Annotated in this window: 15 protein-coding genes and 1 pseudogene; 2 read left to right on the top strand and 14 right to left on the bottom strand. The window is 64.1% G+C overall.

From position 1 onward, the window contains the following. Positions 1-2: 2 nt before the first annotated feature. Both EKG36_RS08635 and EKG36_RS08630 read right to left on the bottom strand, forming a co-directional pair. Positions 3-1,691, bottom strand: coding sequence for an EAL domain-containing protein (locus tag EKG36_RS08635; protein ID WP_126483105.1), 1,689 nt, complete (start codon positions 1,689-1,691; stop codon positions 3-5). 190 nt (positions 1,692-1,881) lie between these two features. After that, a complete protein-coding gene (locus EKG36_RS08630; RefSeq protein WP_126483103.1) occupies positions 1,882-3,657 on the bottom strand; it encodes a formate--tetrahydrofolate ligase in 1,776 nt (591 codons plus the stop codon). Positions 3,658-4,117: 460 nt separating this feature from the next. Between EKG36_RS08630 and EKG36_RS08625 the strand changes: the two are divergent. Both EKG36_RS08625 and EKG36_RS08620 read left to right on the top strand, forming a co-directional pair. Beyond that, positions 4,118-4,285: pseudogene (locus EKG36_RS08625) on the top strand (leucine zipper domain-containing protein); the annotation flags it as partial. 1 nt (position 4,286) lies between these two features. After that, positions 4,287-4,481 (top strand): AbrB/MazE/SpoVT family DNA-binding domain-containing protein, encoded by a 195-nt coding sequence (locus EKG36_RS08620; protein ID WP_126483101.1) that lies wholly within the window; start codon positions 4,287-4,289, stop codon positions 4,479-4,481. A gap of 53 nt (positions 4,482-4,534) precedes the next feature. On the opposite strand, the gene EKG36_RS08615 is transcribed toward EKG36_RS08620, so the two are convergent. From EKG36_RS08615 to EKG36_RS08560, 12 genes are all read right to left on the bottom strand, one after another. Next, positions 4,535-5,128, bottom strand: coding sequence for a hypothetical protein (locus tag EKG36_RS08615; RefSeq protein WP_126483099.1), 594 nt, complete (start codon positions 5,126-5,128; stop codon positions 4,535-4,537). Positions 5,129-5,414: 286 nt separating this feature from the next. Then, positions 5,415-5,606, bottom strand: a complete 192-nt coding sequence (gene relB / locus EKG36_RS08610; protein ID WP_126483097.1) for a type II toxin-antitoxin system RelB family antitoxin — start codon at positions 5,604-5,606, stop codon at positions 5,415-5,417. Positions 5,607-5,869: 263 nt separating this feature from the next. After that, positions 5,870-6,643, bottom strand: a complete 774-nt coding sequence (locus EKG36_RS08605) for a hypothetical protein (protein WP_126483095.1) — start codon at positions 6,641-6,643, stop codon at positions 5,870-5,872. A gap of 13 nt (positions 6,644-6,656) precedes the next feature. After that, positions 6,657-7,406 (bottom strand): DUF4336 domain-containing protein, encoded by a 750-nt coding sequence (locus EKG36_RS08600; RefSeq protein ID WP_185827517.1) that lies wholly within the window; start codon positions 7,404-7,406, stop codon positions 6,657-6,659. 98 nt (positions 7,407-7,504) lie between these two features. Continuing rightward, positions 7,505-7,696, bottom strand: coding sequence for a hypothetical protein (locus EKG36_RS08595; RefSeq protein ID WP_126483091.1), 192 nt, complete (start codon positions 7,694-7,696; stop codon positions 7,505-7,507). A gap of 543 nt (positions 7,697-8,239) precedes the next feature. Further along, entirely contained in the window at positions 8,240-9,445 is a 1,206-nt protein-coding gene (locus tag EKG36_RS08590) for an aspartate aminotransferase family protein (RefSeq protein WP_246007467.1), read from the bottom strand. Between the two features lie 152 nt (positions 9,446-9,597). Next, entirely contained in the window at positions 9,598-10,341 is a 744-nt protein-coding gene (locus EKG36_RS08585) for a glutamine amidotransferase (RefSeq protein ID WP_126483089.1), read from the bottom strand. 35 nt (positions 10,342-10,376) lie between these two features. Continuing rightward, positions 10,377-11,162, bottom strand: coding sequence for a YggS family pyridoxal phosphate-dependent enzyme (locus EKG36_RS08580; RefSeq protein WP_126483087.1), 786 nt, complete (start codon positions 11,160-11,162; stop codon positions 10,377-10,379). Between the two features lie 86 nt (positions 11,163-11,248). Further along, complete coding sequence (locus EKG36_RS08575) at positions 11,249-11,863, bottom strand: TetR/AcrR family transcriptional regulator (RefSeq protein WP_126483085.1); 615 nt, start codon at positions 11,861-11,863, stop codon at positions 11,249-11,251. A gap of 4 nt (positions 11,864-11,867) precedes the next feature. Beyond that, on the bottom strand, positions 11,868-13,301 hold the full coding sequence (locus EKG36_RS08570; protein ID WP_126483083.1) for an amidase: 1,434 nt from the start codon (positions 13,299-13,301) through the stop codon (positions 11,868-11,870). Positions 13,302-13,432: 131 nt separating this feature from the next. After that, positions 13,433-14,317, bottom strand: coding sequence for a dihydrodipicolinate synthase family protein (locus EKG36_RS08565; protein ID WP_126483081.1), 885 nt, complete (start codon positions 14,315-14,317; stop codon positions 13,433-13,435). A gap of 50 nt (positions 14,318-14,367) precedes the next feature. Continuing rightward, entirely contained in the window at positions 14,368-15,147 is a 780-nt protein-coding gene (locus EKG36_RS08560; RefSeq protein ID WP_126483079.1) for an aldolase, read from the bottom strand. Between the last annotated feature and the right edge of the window lies 1 nt (position 15,148).

Raw genomic sequence — 15,148 nt, 5'->3', positions numbered from 1 at the left:
GCTCAGGTCGGCGCCGCCCCCTGCGCCAGCCAGCGTTCCAGGGCCGCGGGGGCCAGCGGCTCGCAGAGGCGATTGCCCTGGACGATCCGGCTACCCAACCGCCGCGCCGTCTCCAGCTGCTCCGCGGTCTCGACCCCCACCACCACGCTTTCCAGGCCCAGCCCCGACAGGCAGGGCAGCAGTGCCGCCAGGGGATGGCGTGATGACGGCGAAGGGGCCCCGAGCGACGCCATCAGCACTGGACTCAGCTTGACCCGGGACACCGGCAGGCTCCCCAGATGGGCCACATCCAGCGGCCCCGCCCCGATATCGTTGACCACCACCCCGACGCCGAGCGCCTTCACCCGACGCAGCAGGTGGGCCTGGGGCCCGGCTCGCGCGATCAGCCCCTGCTGGGAGAGCTCCAGGCTCAGCCAGTCCAGCCGATCGGCCTGCTGGCGCAGGAAGACATCCAGCGGGCGGCGATCGAACACCGCCTGATCCAGCATGCCGCCGTCGGCATTGACCGCCACCGGCAGGTCGGCCAGCCGAGAGTCCCGCGCTCGCCACTCCGACTGCTGAAGGATGGCGCGGGTGATGACCCAACGATCGAGGCGCACCTGCTGCCCCAACTCCGCCACCACGGACAGGAAATCCTCGGGTACCAGCAGGCCACGCTTTGGGTGACGCCAGCGGACCAGGGCCTCGAGGCCGACGCAACGGCCATCGCTCAGGTCGATCTGGGGCTGGTAGAGGAGCTGGAAGTGGCGATCCGGGTGCTGCAGGGCGTCCTGGAGCTGCTGTCGAAAGGCCAGGCGCTGCGCCAGCAAGGATCTCAGCCCTTCGTCGAAGAAGGCATGGGTCGCGGGACCCGCCCGCTCCAGCGCCGACTCGGCACTGGTCATCAACTGCTCGGGAGACTCGCCGTCCGAGGGATAGGTGGCAATGCCGATCGACAGGGTCAGCAGCAGCGACTGCCCCTCCAGCCTGAAGGGGGGATCCATCGCCTCCTGGCAACGCATCGCTGTGGCCTGCAGACGCTCCGGGGACATCGGATGCTCGATCAGCACCCCCCAGCAGTCCTGCCCCAGCTGGGACAGGCTGTCCTCGCTGCGCAGCGTCTGGCCGAGCCGGCGCCCGACCTGCCGTGCCAGCCCCTCGAGCCTGTTCTTGGCGAGGCTGTCTTGCAGCTCCTGGCGCGGGTCCAGCCGGATCAGCAGCAAGCCGACGCCCTGCTCGAGCCGATCGGCGCGCTCGAGGGCATGCCGCAAGCGGTCCTCGAACAGCCAGACACTGGCCAGCCGAGCGGAGACATCAGGCAACGGCGGGAGGAGCCCCGGCCGCGGGGCCAGCGACGCCTCCTGGGGATCGATGAAGGTCAGCAGATGGGTCACCCCTTCGGGGCTGTCGGGCAGGGAGGTCCTGGCCATCAGCAGCAGTCGTCCCGTGTTCCCGGGCAGGTCGCCGAGACGCACCTGCTGCCAGGCACCGCCCTGCAGGCCGACGTCATCGGCGACCCGACTCCCCAGAAACGCCTGGTGGCTGATCAGCTCCTGGACCGGCCGGCCGACGACCTCGCCGCTGGCGGACGTCAGCAGGCTGCGGAAGCCAGCATTGACCCACAGGATCCGCTGCCCGGCATCCAGCAATACCAGACCGACCGGGGATCGCTCGACGGCCAGGCGCGAGAGAACGGCCGGGAAATCCAGCACCCGACCCGCCACCATCGCCGATCTGTTACCGGATGATCCCGTTCCGTCTTGCGCCATCAGCGAAGTCCCGACGTCATGTGCCTGATACCCAAGCTTTCGGCCAAGTTGCCTTAACCTTGAGCACAAACACAATACCGGGGCATAAAAAGATGCCGCGTCGATGCGTATTCCCCGAGCGGGGGCGCGGGCCTCAGGACAGGCCCTCGATCTCCCCCGACGGGTCGAGACGGATACCGTAGGATGCCGGCTGACGGGGCATGCCGGGCATGCGCATGATATCGCCGCAGATCACCACGACGAAGCCGGCACCGGCGGCCAGCTCGGCTTCGCGCACCGGCAGCACATGCCCTTCGGCAAGGCCGCTGAGCGCCGGATCGGCGGCAAAGCTGTACTGGGTCTTGGCGATGCAGATCGGGAGATGGCCGTAACCGAGCGCCTCATATTCCGCCAGCTGTCGTCGCGCCTTGGCTTCCAGGTTGATATCCGCCGCCCCGTAGAGGCGCTGGGCGACGGCCCTGACCTTGTCCTCGAGGCTGGCGGCATCCTCGTAGGTCAGCGACATCCGGGGGGCCGGCGCCGCCACCATCGCCGCGACCCGCTCTGCCAGCGCTTCGCTACCCCGGGAGCCTTCCGCCCAGTGGCGACTGACCACCCGCTCGACGCCCAGCTCGTCGCAGGCGGCCTGCAGGGCGTGGTGCTCCTGATCGTCATCCTGCGCGAAATGGTTGACCGCCACCAGCACGGGCACTCCGAAATTGCGCAGGTTTGCCACATGCCGGCTCAGGTTGCGCGCCCCGCGACGCACCGCCTCGGGATCCGGCTGACCGAGGGCATCGCGCTCGACGCCGCCATGCTGCTTCAGGGCCCGCAGGGTCGCCACCACCACCACCGCACTGGGCGTCAGGCCGGCCTGCCGGCACTTGATATTGAAGAACTTCTCGGCGCCCAGGTCGGCACCGAAGCCAGCCTCGGTGACCACGATATCGGCCAGGGCCAGGGCGCTGCGGGTCGCCATCAGGGAGTTGCAGCCATGGGCAATGTTGGCGAAGGGGCCGCCATGGATGAAGGCCGGGGTGTGCTCCAGGGTCTGCACCAGGTTGGGGGCCAAAGCCTCCTTGAGCAGCACCGCCATGGCGCCCTCGGCCTCGAGGTCCCGGGCACGCACCGGGCTGCCGTTGCGACGCCGCGCGACGATGATCTCGCCCAGCCGGCGTTGCAGGTCGGCCAGGTCGGCGGACAGGCAGAGGATCGCCATGATCTCCGAGGCCGCGGTGATGTCGAACCCCGCCTCCCTCGGCACGCCATGCGCCGGTCCGCCCAGACCGATGGTCAGGTGCCGGAGGGAACGGTCATTGATGTCCATTACCCGCTTCCAGGAGATGCGCCGGGGATCGATATCCAGCGCATTGCCCCAGTGCAGGTGGTTGTCGATCAGGGCGGCCAACAGGTTGTGGGCGCTGGTCACGGCATGGAAATCGCCGGTGAAGTGCAGGTTGATGTCCTCCATGGGAATCACCTGGGACCGCCCCCCTCCGGCGGCGCCCCCCTTCATGCCAAAGCAGGGTCCGAGGGAGGGCTCGCGCAGGCAGACCGCCGCCTTGTGGCCGAGCCGGCTGAGGCCGTCCCCCAGCCCCACGCTGGTCGTCGTCTTGCCCTCCCCAGCCGGGGTCGGGGTGATGGCGGTGACCAGCACCAGCTTGCCCTGAGGACGCCCCACCAGAGCATCGGTGAAGTCGTGGGAGAGCTTGGCCTTGTCATGGCCATAGGGCCGCAGCTGATCGGGCTCGATGCCGAGCCGCGCGGCCACCTCGCTGATGGGCCAGGGGGTGGCCGCGCGGGCGATGGCGATATCCGGCGCCCCCGGCGGCGGGAGGCCATCGTCGGGAGGGGCCGCGGAGGCGGTCTCGAGGGCCACGCCCTCCCCGCGGAGGGGGTTGTCGTGTCGCAACGGGATATAGTCGGTCATCTCACCCCTCCTCGATACACCGCCGGCGATGGAGAACCCGGCATCATGCCCCGCCCGATCCAGCTCAGCCCGGTTGATCGAGTGGGTCTACTAGAAGCAGCGTGGAACCCCCTGCCGGGGGGCGACATTCTCGGTGCGACACCGACATAGTCGAAACGGACACCCGGGTCGGCGAACGCCTGCTAGGGACGTCACCGGACTCGCCCAGGACAGGACAGGGCACTCTCGGGAGGGAAACGCGGGGAAGTGAGGACAACGAGAAGGCCCGTAATGACTCGTGGGCTGCCGGAAACCCCTCAGCGGGCCGTGCCCTCCTCCGAGCCGGGGGACGCAAGTTCGTGGCATGGCCGTTCTGACCAGGTGAATGGCATCTCTAGGTGTGATCTCTCGATAGGTTGTTCATCCGGAACCTACCCGGACAATTGGAGGTGCGACCCAAACCAACCTCCAGGAGGCCCGGATGAACACCCATAAGAATGCCCGTCTCACTCCTCATGGTCGAGCCCTGCTGGTCCATCGAGTCGTTGAGGAAGGGCTTCGCCCAGAGGAGGCCGCCCAGGCTCAAGGGGTCAGTGTTCGAACGGTCTACAAGTGGCTACGCCGGTACCGGGAGGAAGGTGCCGCGGGCGATGCTCGATCAGCTGCATCTGCGGGCCGGATCTCAAGTCGAGATCGTGATCGATCACGGACGCCTGATCGTGAGACCAGCCAAACCGCAGTATTCCCTCGAGGAGCTGTTGGTTCAGTGCGACACCACAGCGGACATGTCCGCGGATGAGCGCGAATGGCTGGATGCCCACCCCGTCGCGCGTGAGCTGCTGTAATACTGAAAAGGCCGCCAGATGGCGGCCTTTTTCTTCACATGGGGCGGCTTGGGTTACATATCACGCTCAGTGACCCAACCGTTGTTGGTCTTCACCAAGATCATCTTTTTCTGCTCAGGGTTGTCGTTACGCGTCATGAGGCCGGAGGTCCTAAGTCCGCTGTCCGACAGCTCAAAGGTGTCGACGAGGGTTTCGTTCTGAGACCAGCTAGGGCGCTCTTCTACATCGACCGTGTAGTTGACCTGGGAGATGGTGAAGCCGCCCCGCTCACTGGGTTCAGTGAAGTTGGTGACCTCAGTCACGGTCACTGTGCCGAAGCAGAACCCTTTGTCCGGTTGGAACGCTGACTGCCCCGTTTCGGTCAGCTGATACGTCTCGGGGCCCACCTGCTCGACCAGATCGGCGGCCGCCAGAGCGTCCAACTGTTCACCTTTGTTGCCGAGCCCCCAGGAGATGTCGGATTTGGTATAGGGGAATTCGTCGATCGTGCCAGCAATGCACGTAGCCGGCTCGGATTGTCCGTCGTAGTAGCTCTGGAGGACGTTCTGGAAGTTGCTGAAACTGGCGTCATCCTGGCTCGAGCAACCCGCCAGAGTAGCTAGGGCGACGGTGGCCAGGGCGATATGGCGACTGAGATGGTACGGCATGATGTCCCTCTCATGATGTTCGATCCTTGATTCTTTGCCGTGAGATGGGCAAAGCGTCATTAGGGTACCGAAATTGAATAGCCTTGGCACGAACGGGGCGGGGCACGGCGGATGCCGTCAATCTTCGAGATCGGGGCAGTAAGTCGAGGATAGGGGGAGGACTGGCGAACCAACTCATCATGGGCCTGCTTATAGGCTTCCCACTCGGAGTGGCCGGCCTTCAGCAGTTCCAGCGCTCAAGTATCGATGGAAATGTGGGCGCCAGGAACTCGGGTGGGCGTGCAACTCAACCGGCAGCATGGCGGCGCTTTTTCGACTCGACCAGTGTCCAAACGCGCTCTATGGCTTCGTCGTGGGGGACGTTGGGGCGCGAATCGTCGAAGCGTCGCTTGATGCGCTCACGAAACCAGCGGTCGTAGCTGCCAGCCTGCTCCTGAGTCTCGAGCTCGCTGATACGGGGATCTAGCGAAGTGCTCATGCTGTGGCCTTCTCTCGATGACAATCAGTCGAATCGGGTCTCTCACCTTGGCACATAGGTGATGGTGCCACCATCACCTATATCATGGGACATTATCCCTTTAATGAGCGGTCGTTCTCCACTAACCAGCGCATCTACACCGCGTCGAGGGCCCAGCAATATCCCGGGATGTCGCCGAATGCACCACAGCGGATGTAGAGGTTCGGCGACGAACCGAAATCCATACATAGTCGTGCGATGCCAGAAATTCGCCCACAGCTTCCCTAATCCGTGCGGTATCCCACCTCGATATGCGTTTTCCCCGACAACCGATAGATCGCAACATGCTCATGCATTGGTAGGGCCTTCATCCAACGGCGAAAGTCCGATGGTGTAACGTCGTCCGGCATGCCTTTGGCAAAGGTGGCGTCGTCCGCCGCCGCCCTGTACAACGTGAACCCGTCTAACCGGTTCTGATAGAAATCCACGACTTCTTCGACAGTATCTGAGGTAGTCATCATGGCCACGGGGACCGCTCCCTCCCCTAGCGGCTCGCCATCGATGCCGGGAAGGCCGCTCGGATCCTGATGATGCGCCGTCAGTTCATGATCCGGATATAACGGGAGTGTCACCGCGTCCCGCGTCGCTTCGGCGTCCTGAGCCATGACGGCCTTGGCGTCCTCGAGCCTACGCATCGCCTCCTCGGGGGAAGAGGAGGCATGCGCCGCACCGTCGGCATGAGACTGGCACGACTGCAACTCGGCCTCCGATACACCGGTGCGCTGTCGGGTCTGGCGACCGATGCAATCGCCGAAGGCGGCCATCTGCTCTTGCTCTGCTGGGACGAAGTGTTCCGCACAGGCTTGCACCACCTCCTCCGCGAGGCGTCCACACCGGGACGTCTCGACGCCAAGACAGGAGGCCATCCCCCCCTCCGAACAGGACTGCGTCAACTGTTCCCTGACTCGCTCGAGCCCCTGTTCTCGGTCGATCGCGTAGGCAGGTACTGCCGTGATCACCCCAAGCGTCAGAAGCAACACGTATCTGCTTAGTATCATGATTCAACACTCCTTATTGATGTTCCTCGCCCATCAGATGGGGAGGTTCTGGTAACAGCCACGAGAAAGTCCGCTCCAGAAATGCATGGCCATGGCACCGTTGCCAGACACCATGGGCCATAACGACTTTCTCGGGATCGTAGGCGAGCAAGCGCTGAACCGCGGCTCGCGCCTCACATCGACGGATGGTGGACCACCGCACCTCGAGCGGGGCCTTCGGCGCCGCCTCGGTGATGCTCCACAGGTGGGCAATGAGCCGCTGCCACGGCGCCCAATGGCGCGCCAGGAAGTCATGGCTCAAAGCCTCGCTAAGATCGGCCAACAGGACCGTACGAGATGGCCGATGTAAGAACATCATCTCTTCAAGCAAGGGCGAGCCGCGAAACTGGACGTGCTCGAGAGTGCCGCGCCAGGCAACCGGAGGTGTATCGTCCAGGACGCCATCGAAGCACAGGTCACGGCATTTCCGGACCGTTGACGGCATGCCCCAAAGCTTGGCTGCAGGAAAGGCAGCCCGCCAATCCGCCAGACCGAGATGATGAAGCTTGTTGGGGCTGACCAAATGCGCCACCGTCCCCAACCCCGACACCTCGGTCATCAGTTCGTCGTCCAAGGGAATGGGCGACCATACCCATAATGTTCCATTCGGCAGGCACACGATCACGCTGCGGGTGGGATAGGGAAATCCATAGAAGCTTACTATAGGACCCTCCACTATCCAGACATCGCTGTCGACTCGCACCAGCCGGGAAGGTTGCGGCATCTCCGCTCCTCGCGATCCTGCTATGTAGCGGTAATGGTGGCCTTGCTGAACCCCATGCATTGCCTGTACCTACAGAAGATAAACTCGGCGGACGAGGCCTAGTGACTCGAGGTGGATGCCGTGTCGAAGGGCGCCTCCTGGGTGGCATGCCCGATCACCAACTTGATGACCAGCACCGGCAGGAACCAGCCCCACCCGCGTGCCTCGGGGAGCCCCCAGGCGGCCAGGAAGACCGCCCCGCAAGCCGCCAGATGCCCCGTGGGGCGCTGCAGACCCACCGGGACTTTCAAGGTGGCGATTCCCGCACACAGGAGGTAACCGTATGCCACCAGGCCATACGTCACGGCCGACTGGCTGAACAGACCGGCTACTAGAACGATGTGAACCCCATGTGACGCCAGAAACGCGAGGTGTTGCCGAACTCCCTGGCCGACACGGTGATGCCAGCGCTTGGCACTTGGCGTAGCATTGGCGATGACCCCGCCCACGACATCGAGAGTGATCAGGATCGCGATCCCATACTCCCACCAGGTCCAGGGCAGCTGATGCAAAGCTGCATAAGACGCCACACCCAGGGCGCCAAGCCCTCCCGCGGCGAGGGACATCCCCTGTTCTGCCGCGGTGGCACCGGGACCCATGAGTCGGTCCCAACAGCCACGCCAGCCGTGACGTGGAGGCGGATGGGACCAGTCGACGGCATTGTCGCGAACTCGCATGTCGATTTCCTATCTATTGGATGAATGCTCGATCCCCTCGCGCCGGATCGACAGGCTGTCCGAGCTAACGCCAAGGGAGCGTCTACCCTGCTCCAGAGTCGGAGCGGGCCGCCTGGACTACGCCAGCGCTACGCGGAGGAAGCCACGCACCAGGCGCACGACACGATCAGCGATGTCATCGATCTCGGCCTGCGCGCATATCAGCGCCGGCAGCAGCCGAATGGTCTTGTCGCGGGTGACATTGATCAGCAACTGCTGCTCCCTCAATGCCCGAGTGACCAGTTCGGGGCAGGGACGATCCAGCTCGATGCCCACCATCAAGCCATGCCCCCGAATGGCCAAGACGGCCTGCTGATCGGCCAAGTCTGCCTGTAGCGACTCGAGCAGACGGCGCCCCAGTACGGCGGCATGAGAGACGAGCCGTTCGCGTTCGATTAGGTCGAGCACCACACAACCCACCCGGCACGCCAAGGGGTTGCCGCCGAACGTCGAGCCGTGCTGGCCCGGCACGAACAGTTCCGCCGCCTGATCGCGCGCCAGGCAGGCGCCAATGGGCAGACCATTGCCCAATCCCTTCGCCACCGTCACGACATCCGGCAGCACCCCCGCATGCTGATAGCCGAACCAGGCGCCGGTTCGCCCGAGCCCTGCCTGGACCTCGTCCATCATCAGTAGCCAGTCGTTCTCCCGGCACAGCCGCCGGAGCTCGCGGAGATACGCCGTGGAGGCAACCCGCACGCCCCCCTCCCCCTGCACGGACTCGATCAGGACTGCCACAACGTCGCCGGTCTCGTTCGCGACCCGTCGCAGTGCATCGATATCGTCGTATGGCACCCGCACGAACCCCGGCATCAGGGGCTCGAAGCCCCGATGCACCGCAGGGTTGCCGGTCGCGGCCAGGGTCGCGAGGGTGCGGCCATGGAAGCCGTTCTCCATAACCAGCACCCGGGGCGACGCCACTCCCCGACTGTGTCCGTGCAAACGCGCCAGCTTCAGCGCTGTCTCGTTGGCTTCGGCACCCGAGTTACAGAAAAAGGCACGCTGCATGCCGGCGAGCGAGCACAGCCGTCGTCCCAGGCGCTCCTGCCACTCGATGCTGTAGAGGTTGGAAGTATGCACCAGGCGCTGGGCCTGGTCGGCGATGGCCTCGGCGATCTCGGGATGCGCATGCCCCAGGTTCGTGACGGCCACACCGGCGATCGCATCCAGGTACGCCCGTCCATCGGCATCCCAGAGATGGGCTCCCCTGCCCCGATCGAAGACGACGGGTTCACGGGCATAGGCCTGCATCAGATGGGGCGAGGGCTCGGCGACGCGTGACACGCAGCCACGCTCCACGTCGGGATCTACTGTCGAGTTCATGATAACGTCCTGAAGATGGGTTCCCTGCCGATGACGCGCATGCCATCGGGTCCCGTTTCCAACCAGCTCCGCCCTTCCTCGGCGCCGCAGTAGCAGCTCGAACGGCGCTCCTTTCATTTACGGCGACTTTCCCCCTCGGCACCGGCGATAGACATTCCTGCCTCCTCCAGACCATCCAGCCAGGTCGAGAAGACTGCACGTGCTGCCGCCGTTAGCCGCTCGCCCAACCGGCCCGCGTCTCGACGCAAAGTGCGCGGGTCGATGCCGGCCTGTTCCAGTTCACCTGCATGTCCCACCAGCCAACGCTCGATCTCGTTCGCGTCGGCCTCCAGGTGGAATTGCAGTCCCAGCACATTCCGACCAATCGAGAAGGCCTGATGGGCACCGACCGCGGTCCTGGCCAGCCAGGCCGCCCCTTCCGGGATCTCGAACTGGTCGCCGTGCCAGTGCAGCACCGGCGTATCGCCGAGCGGGGCCAGAACCGAGTGCTCTCCCTCGGGCGTCAGGGTGAGAGGCGCGAAGCCGATCTCCTTGACGCCCAGGGGCGACACTTCCGCTCCCCGTGCCCGTGCGATGAGCTGGGCACCCAGACAGATACCGAGCAGCGGCCTGCCGGAGGCCAAGCGCCGGCGCACGAGGCTCAACTCGCGCTCGAGGCAGGGATAACGCTCGTCATCGCAGGCTCCGATGGGGCCGCCCAGGACGATGAGCAGGTCGGCCCGTTGCGCCTCACGGCCGCCGAGGTCGTCGCGGGTGGGATCGAGGTATGTCACCGCATAGCCGCGCTCGCGCAGCACGGCCTCCAGGGTGCCGAGATCCTCGAAGTGGATGTGACGAAGGGCTACCGCTGTCTTCATGTTGGACATCCTTGGCCGGGGAAAAGAGACATGACCTAGGTGGAGGGCCAGAAGTGGCTATCGGGCAGGCGCCGGGCGCCATAGATCGCCTGCCCCACGCGGACGACCGTGGCGCCCTCCTCGATGGCGGCCTCGAAGTCACCGGACATGCCCATCGACAGCTCGGTCACCCCGTCACCTTCGGGCACCTCCTGCCGAATCCGGTCCCGCAGCTCTCGTAGCCGCACGAAACACTGCCGCACCCGTGAGGTATCCGGCGAGAACAGTGCCAGGGTCATCAGGCCACGCACTCGAAGGGCAGAATACGCCGGCAGGCGGCGCACGAAGGCCTCGACCGCATCCGGCGGCAGGCCATATTTGCTCGACTCCTCCGAGGTGTTGACCTGGATGAAGACATCGAGACCGCGCCCCAGTGCCTGCAGGCGCCGGTCCAACACCTCGGCCACGCGCAGGCTGTCGAGGGCCTGGAACTCGGAGGCAAAGCACGCCACTTGCTTGGCCTTGTTCGTCTGAAGGTGTCCGACGAGTGACCACCTCAGGTCCTGCAGGTCGGACAACCCCTGCCACTTGCGATGGGCTTCCTGCACCTTGTTTTCGCCCAGTTCCCGGCATCCCGCCTCGACAGAGAGCCGGATGCGTGCCTCATTCACGGTCTTGCTGATCGGCAACAGCCGTACCTCAGCGGGATCACGACCGACGCGACGGCAGGCCCCGGCGATGCGTTCGCGAACGCTTGTCAGATTGCGGGTGAAATCTTCGAGCGTGCTGGCCTGTGGGTAAGATGACGGATCGTCGTCACCGAGGGGGAATGAATCACTCAAGTCCGGAGCCCTCCCTGATAAATCGAAGCTAGTTGATACGGGCTCACGGAGCCCTCAAGAGAAACCGAGATCCGCAGCGTTACATGCTATCGCCCCGCGAGCAGGGCCTCGAGACCGGCAAGCTGGTAGCACCAGAACGCCTCGAAGGCCGCGCGGATTTCGGCCTCGTCGTCGTGCGCCTGCAGGATCGCGACGATCATGTCGAGGGTGCTCGAGAACAGCTGCACCAGCACCATCCTCGGAACGGGGCTCCCCCTCTCCCCGGCGGGCTGCGAGGCGACGTACCTGTCGGCCAGGCGTGTGAGATCCCGCACGATCAGCGGCCGCACATGGGCCAGGGAAGAGCCTTCGGCACCGGCCAGCAGGATCACCACGGGCAGGCGCTGCTCGACCCAGAAGTCCAGCAGGGCCTTCGCCCGAGCCGAGCTCGGCGCCGTGGCCGAGCGCCACTCCGCCAGGGTACCCAGCTCCCGGACCCGGGCGCGGATCAGCCACAGCAGGCGAGCGGCGACGGGCCGGGGCACCACGGCATCGAACAGCGCCGCCTTGTTGGGATAGTAGCGGTAGAGGTTGCCGGTGGAGACGCCGGCCTCAGCGGCGATGTCGGTCAGCCGCGCCGCGGCGAAGCCCTCGCGCGCGAAGGCCTCGGCCGCGGCGGCCAGGATGCGGGTACGAACGGACGTCTTCAGGGTCTGCGGCATGGGCCTACTCCGCCCCAGTCGGCCAGCGATGGTGCCAGGGCGCCGCTTGCTCAAGCTCCAGGGCCAACCTCAGCAGCAGCGCCTCCTGGCCCAACGGGGCGGCGAAGTGCGAGCCGATCGGCAGGCCTGTGGGCGAGACGTGCAGCGGCACCGACATGGCCGGCCAGCCGGCGATAGAGGCGATGGCGGTGTAGCCGGCCAGGGCCTCGGTGAAGGCCTTGGCCTCGCCGAAGGGCTGGGTGCCCCCGTGGCAGCCCAGTGGGAAAGCCGGGAAGGCCACGGTGGGGCACAGCAGCACGTCGACCCCGGCCATGGCGTGCTCCGCCGCGTCGGCGGCGGCCTGCAGCGCGGTGGCCGCCCGCTCGCCCGCCTCGGGTGGCAGATCTCGCGAACGCGCGATCAGCTCGCGGGTGTAGGGCTCCAGACGCGCCTCGTCGAACGCCGGGCCCATCATGGCGCGAAGCTGCTCGCAGGCGCCGCCCAGGGTCAGCGCCGCCGAGGTGAAGAAGGCATCCCCGGCGGCCCGCGCGTCATACGGCGGCCCCTCGGTGTCCACCACCTCATGGCCCAGCGACTCGCAGAGCCGCCGGGTGTCCGCTAGCGCCTCCAGAACCTCCGGCTCGGGCCGCGTGCCGTCGGCGGTGCGCTCGTAGAGCCCGATGCGCAGCCGGCGGCGCAGCGGCTCGATCACCCGGCCGACCTTCCCGCCCGGCAGGTCCGCCTCGTCGCTTTCCACCACGGACAGCCAGGTGGCGCTGTCGCGTACGCTGCGCGACACGCAGTGCTCGCTGATCATCCGGGTGAAGGGAGTGTCGGCGGCCTGGCCGGTGGAGAGGTGCCGGCCCCGGCTGGGCTTGAAGCCGAACAGCCCGCAGAAGGACGCCGGGCCGCGGATCGAGCCACCCCCGTCGGAGGCGTGGGCGACGGGGACCATGCCGGAAGCCACCGCGGCCACCGCCCCGCCGGACGAGCCGCCGGTCGAGCGGGAAAGATCCCAGGGGTTGCGGGTGGCCCCGCCGGCCAGGGTCTCGGTGGTGCCCAGCAGGCCGAACTCCGAGGTAGTGCTCTTGCCCACCACGACCAGCCCGCTGGCGTCTAGGGCCTCGGTATAGGGCGAGCCGGCCGGCGGCACCTGCCCCTGGAACAGCCGCGAGCCCATCCCCAGCGGCAGGCCGGGATAGGCGACGAGATCCTTGAGCAGCGTCGGCACCCCGGCAAAGGGGCCCGTCGTCCCGACGCTGCGCGCCTTCTCCCGGGCGAGCTCGGCGTCGCTCGCCGCCACCGTATTGATCGACGGGTTCAGCCGCTCGATGCGGCGGATGGCCGCCTCCACCAGTTCCAGCGGCGTGACCTCGCCACGCTCGACCAGTTGCGCCTGCGACGTGGCGTCCAGGCGAGCGAGCTCATCATCCTTATACCTACTGACTTGATCCGACACGATGGGATCTCCTCATATCCGGTCATAAGCGAATAGTGAATGCACCATTCACTTTAGCTATGCGCCGTGAAAACGCAAGGTAATAGCACCGCTGGAAAGCCTACATATGAATAACTACATAGACGGGCATACTAAAGAAGGTCACTGAGCATTCTTTCCAACCGGTGGCAGCTCTCCTCATTAAGTTCACTAAGAGGAGGGCGAGGAGCACCTACTTCAAGCCCTTTCAGGCGAAGACCAGCTTTAATAGTACTTGGGAGCCCTCCGCGAAGAATGAAGTCAAGTAAGGGAAGCTGTCGGTAAAACAGGCCTTTTGCCTTGTCTAGCTCCCCTGTGATTACGGCTGAGTAAAGCTGGCAATTTAGATCCGGTATGAGATTGGGCGCCGCGGTACACCAACCCTTCGCCCCGGCAACGAATGCTTCTAAGGCTAAAGGATTACAGCCATTATAGAAGGGTAACTCTCCTTCAGAGCGCAGATTCAATTGGTGCATGCGCTGTATGTCTCCCGTGCTCTCTTTGACCATAGTCACATTGTCCACCGAGCTGACAATACGCATGATCAGATCCACGGACATATCGATGCCACTGGTCCCTGGATTATTATAAAGCATAATGGGGATGCTGAGGCTATCCCCTACGACACGGTAATGTTCAAATATCTCTTCCTCGCTGAGCTTCCAGTAGGAAATTGGCAGCATCATAACCGCATCGGCGCCATGCTCCTCAGCGAAGCGGGCACGCCTCTGCGTACCAGCCGAGGTTAGATCAGAAACACTGACAATTGTAGGAACACGTCGATCGACCTGATTCAGAGAGAACTCCGCTACTGTATTCCATTCCTCTTCACTTAAATAGGCACCCTCACCTGTGCTACCAAGCGGAGCGATCGCGTGTACTCCGCCTTCAATCAGCCGCTCGATAGATTTTCCGAGTGCCGGCAAGTCAAGGCGACCTTCAGCATCAAATGGGGTGATAGTGTAACCAATTATTCCATGAATGGACTCTACAGACATTGTTAGCTCCTAAAAAATAAAGAATATGAAACAAACGAACTATCGATTAATCAGCTCAGACAATCAGCGTGCTGACGCAGGGCCCGGCGTGCGTAATAATTGAAGGCCGCACCATGACGCTTGGGTTTTGAAATCCAGTCATGAGCCTCACGACCAAGTTCTGGTGGGATAGGGCGGATCTCACCAGCAGGCATTGCCAAAAGCTGCAGTCTGGCGGCGCGTTCAATTAACATGGCGATAACACAAGCCTCCTCGATCGATGTCCCGGTAGACAACTGACCATGGTGAGAGAGAAGAATGGATCGCTTATCCCCCAATGCTTCAGAAATAATCTCTCCTTCCTCGTTGCCCACCGGCACACCCGGCCAGCTCTTTAGAAAGGCACAGTCTTCGAAGAGAGGACAGATATCCATATGAGATACTGCAAGCGGTACCTCGAGCATCGATAAAGCAGCAACGTGTAATGGATGTGTATGTATGATACAGTTCACATCTTCACGAGCTCTGTAAACCCAGCTATGAAAACGGTTTGCAGGATTAGGCATACCGTTGCCTTCCAAAACGTTGAGATCTTCATCAACCAGAAGTAAGTTGCCGGCACTGATCTCATCGAACCCCAACCCCAGGCGTTGGGTATAATACGTTCCAGACTCTGGACCACGGGCAGTGATCTGGCCAGCAAGCCCCGAGTCGTGACCACCCTCGAAGAGAATTCGACAGGTTAGAGCCAGCTTTTGGCTGTGGGTCCAGGTATTATCGCTAAGACCGGTCTTCATTTGCTTTTCTGCGTGGCGAACCAGCTCGTCTTTGGAAGTCTGCATGGTCGTCATA

This window comes from Halomonas nitroreducens, from assembly GCF_003966155.1.
In the GTDB taxonomy this organism is placed as follows: domain Bacteria; phylum Pseudomonadota; class Gammaproteobacteria; order Pseudomonadales; family Halomonadaceae; genus Halomonas; species Halomonas nitroreducens.
This window is presented reverse-complemented; position numbering and strand designations above follow the sequence as displayed.

What these genes read in the sequence shown, in the direction of transcription:
- EKG36_RS08630 (WP_126483103.1), bottom strand. Translation starts at nt 3,657, where the DNA reads ATGACCGACTATATCCCGTTGCGACACGACAACCCCCTCCGCGGGGAG.
- EKG36_RS08620 (WP_126483101.1), top strand. Translation starts at nt 4,287, where the DNA reads ATGCTCGATCAGCTGCATCTGCGGGCCGGATCTCAAGTCGAGATCGTG.
- EKG36_RS08615 (WP_126483099.1), bottom strand. Translation starts at nt 5,128, where the DNA reads ATGCCGTACCATCTCAGTCGCCATATCGCCCTGGCCACCGTCGCCCTA.
- relB (WP_126483097.1), bottom strand. Translation starts at nt 5,606, where the DNA reads ATGAGCACTTCGCTAGATCCCCGTATCAGCGAGCTCGAGACTCAGGAG.
- EKG36_RS08605 (WP_126483095.1), bottom strand. Translation starts at nt 6,643, where the DNA reads ATGATACTAAGCAGATACGTGTTGCTTCTGACGCTTGGGGTGATCACG.
- EKG36_RS08600 (WP_185827517.1), bottom strand. Translation starts at nt 7,406, where the DNA reads ATGCCGCAACCTTCCCGGCTGGTGCGAGTCGACAGCGATGTCTGGATA.
- EKG36_RS08585 (WP_126483089.1), bottom strand. Translation starts at nt 10,341, where the DNA reads ATGAAGACAGCGGTAGCCCTTCGTCACATCCACTTCGAGGATCTCGGC.
- EKG36_RS08575 (WP_126483085.1), bottom strand. Translation starts at nt 11,863, where the DNA reads ATGCCGCAGACCCTGAAGACGTCCGTTCGTACCCGCATCCTGGCCGCC.
- EKG36_RS08565 (WP_126483081.1), bottom strand. Translation starts at nt 14,317, where the DNA reads ATGTCTGTAGAGTCCATTCATGGAATAATTGGTTACACTATCACCCCA.
- EKG36_RS08560 (WP_126483079.1), bottom strand. Translation starts at nt 15,147, where the DNA reads ATGACGACCATGCAGACTTCCAAAGACGAGCTGGTTCGCCACGCAGAA.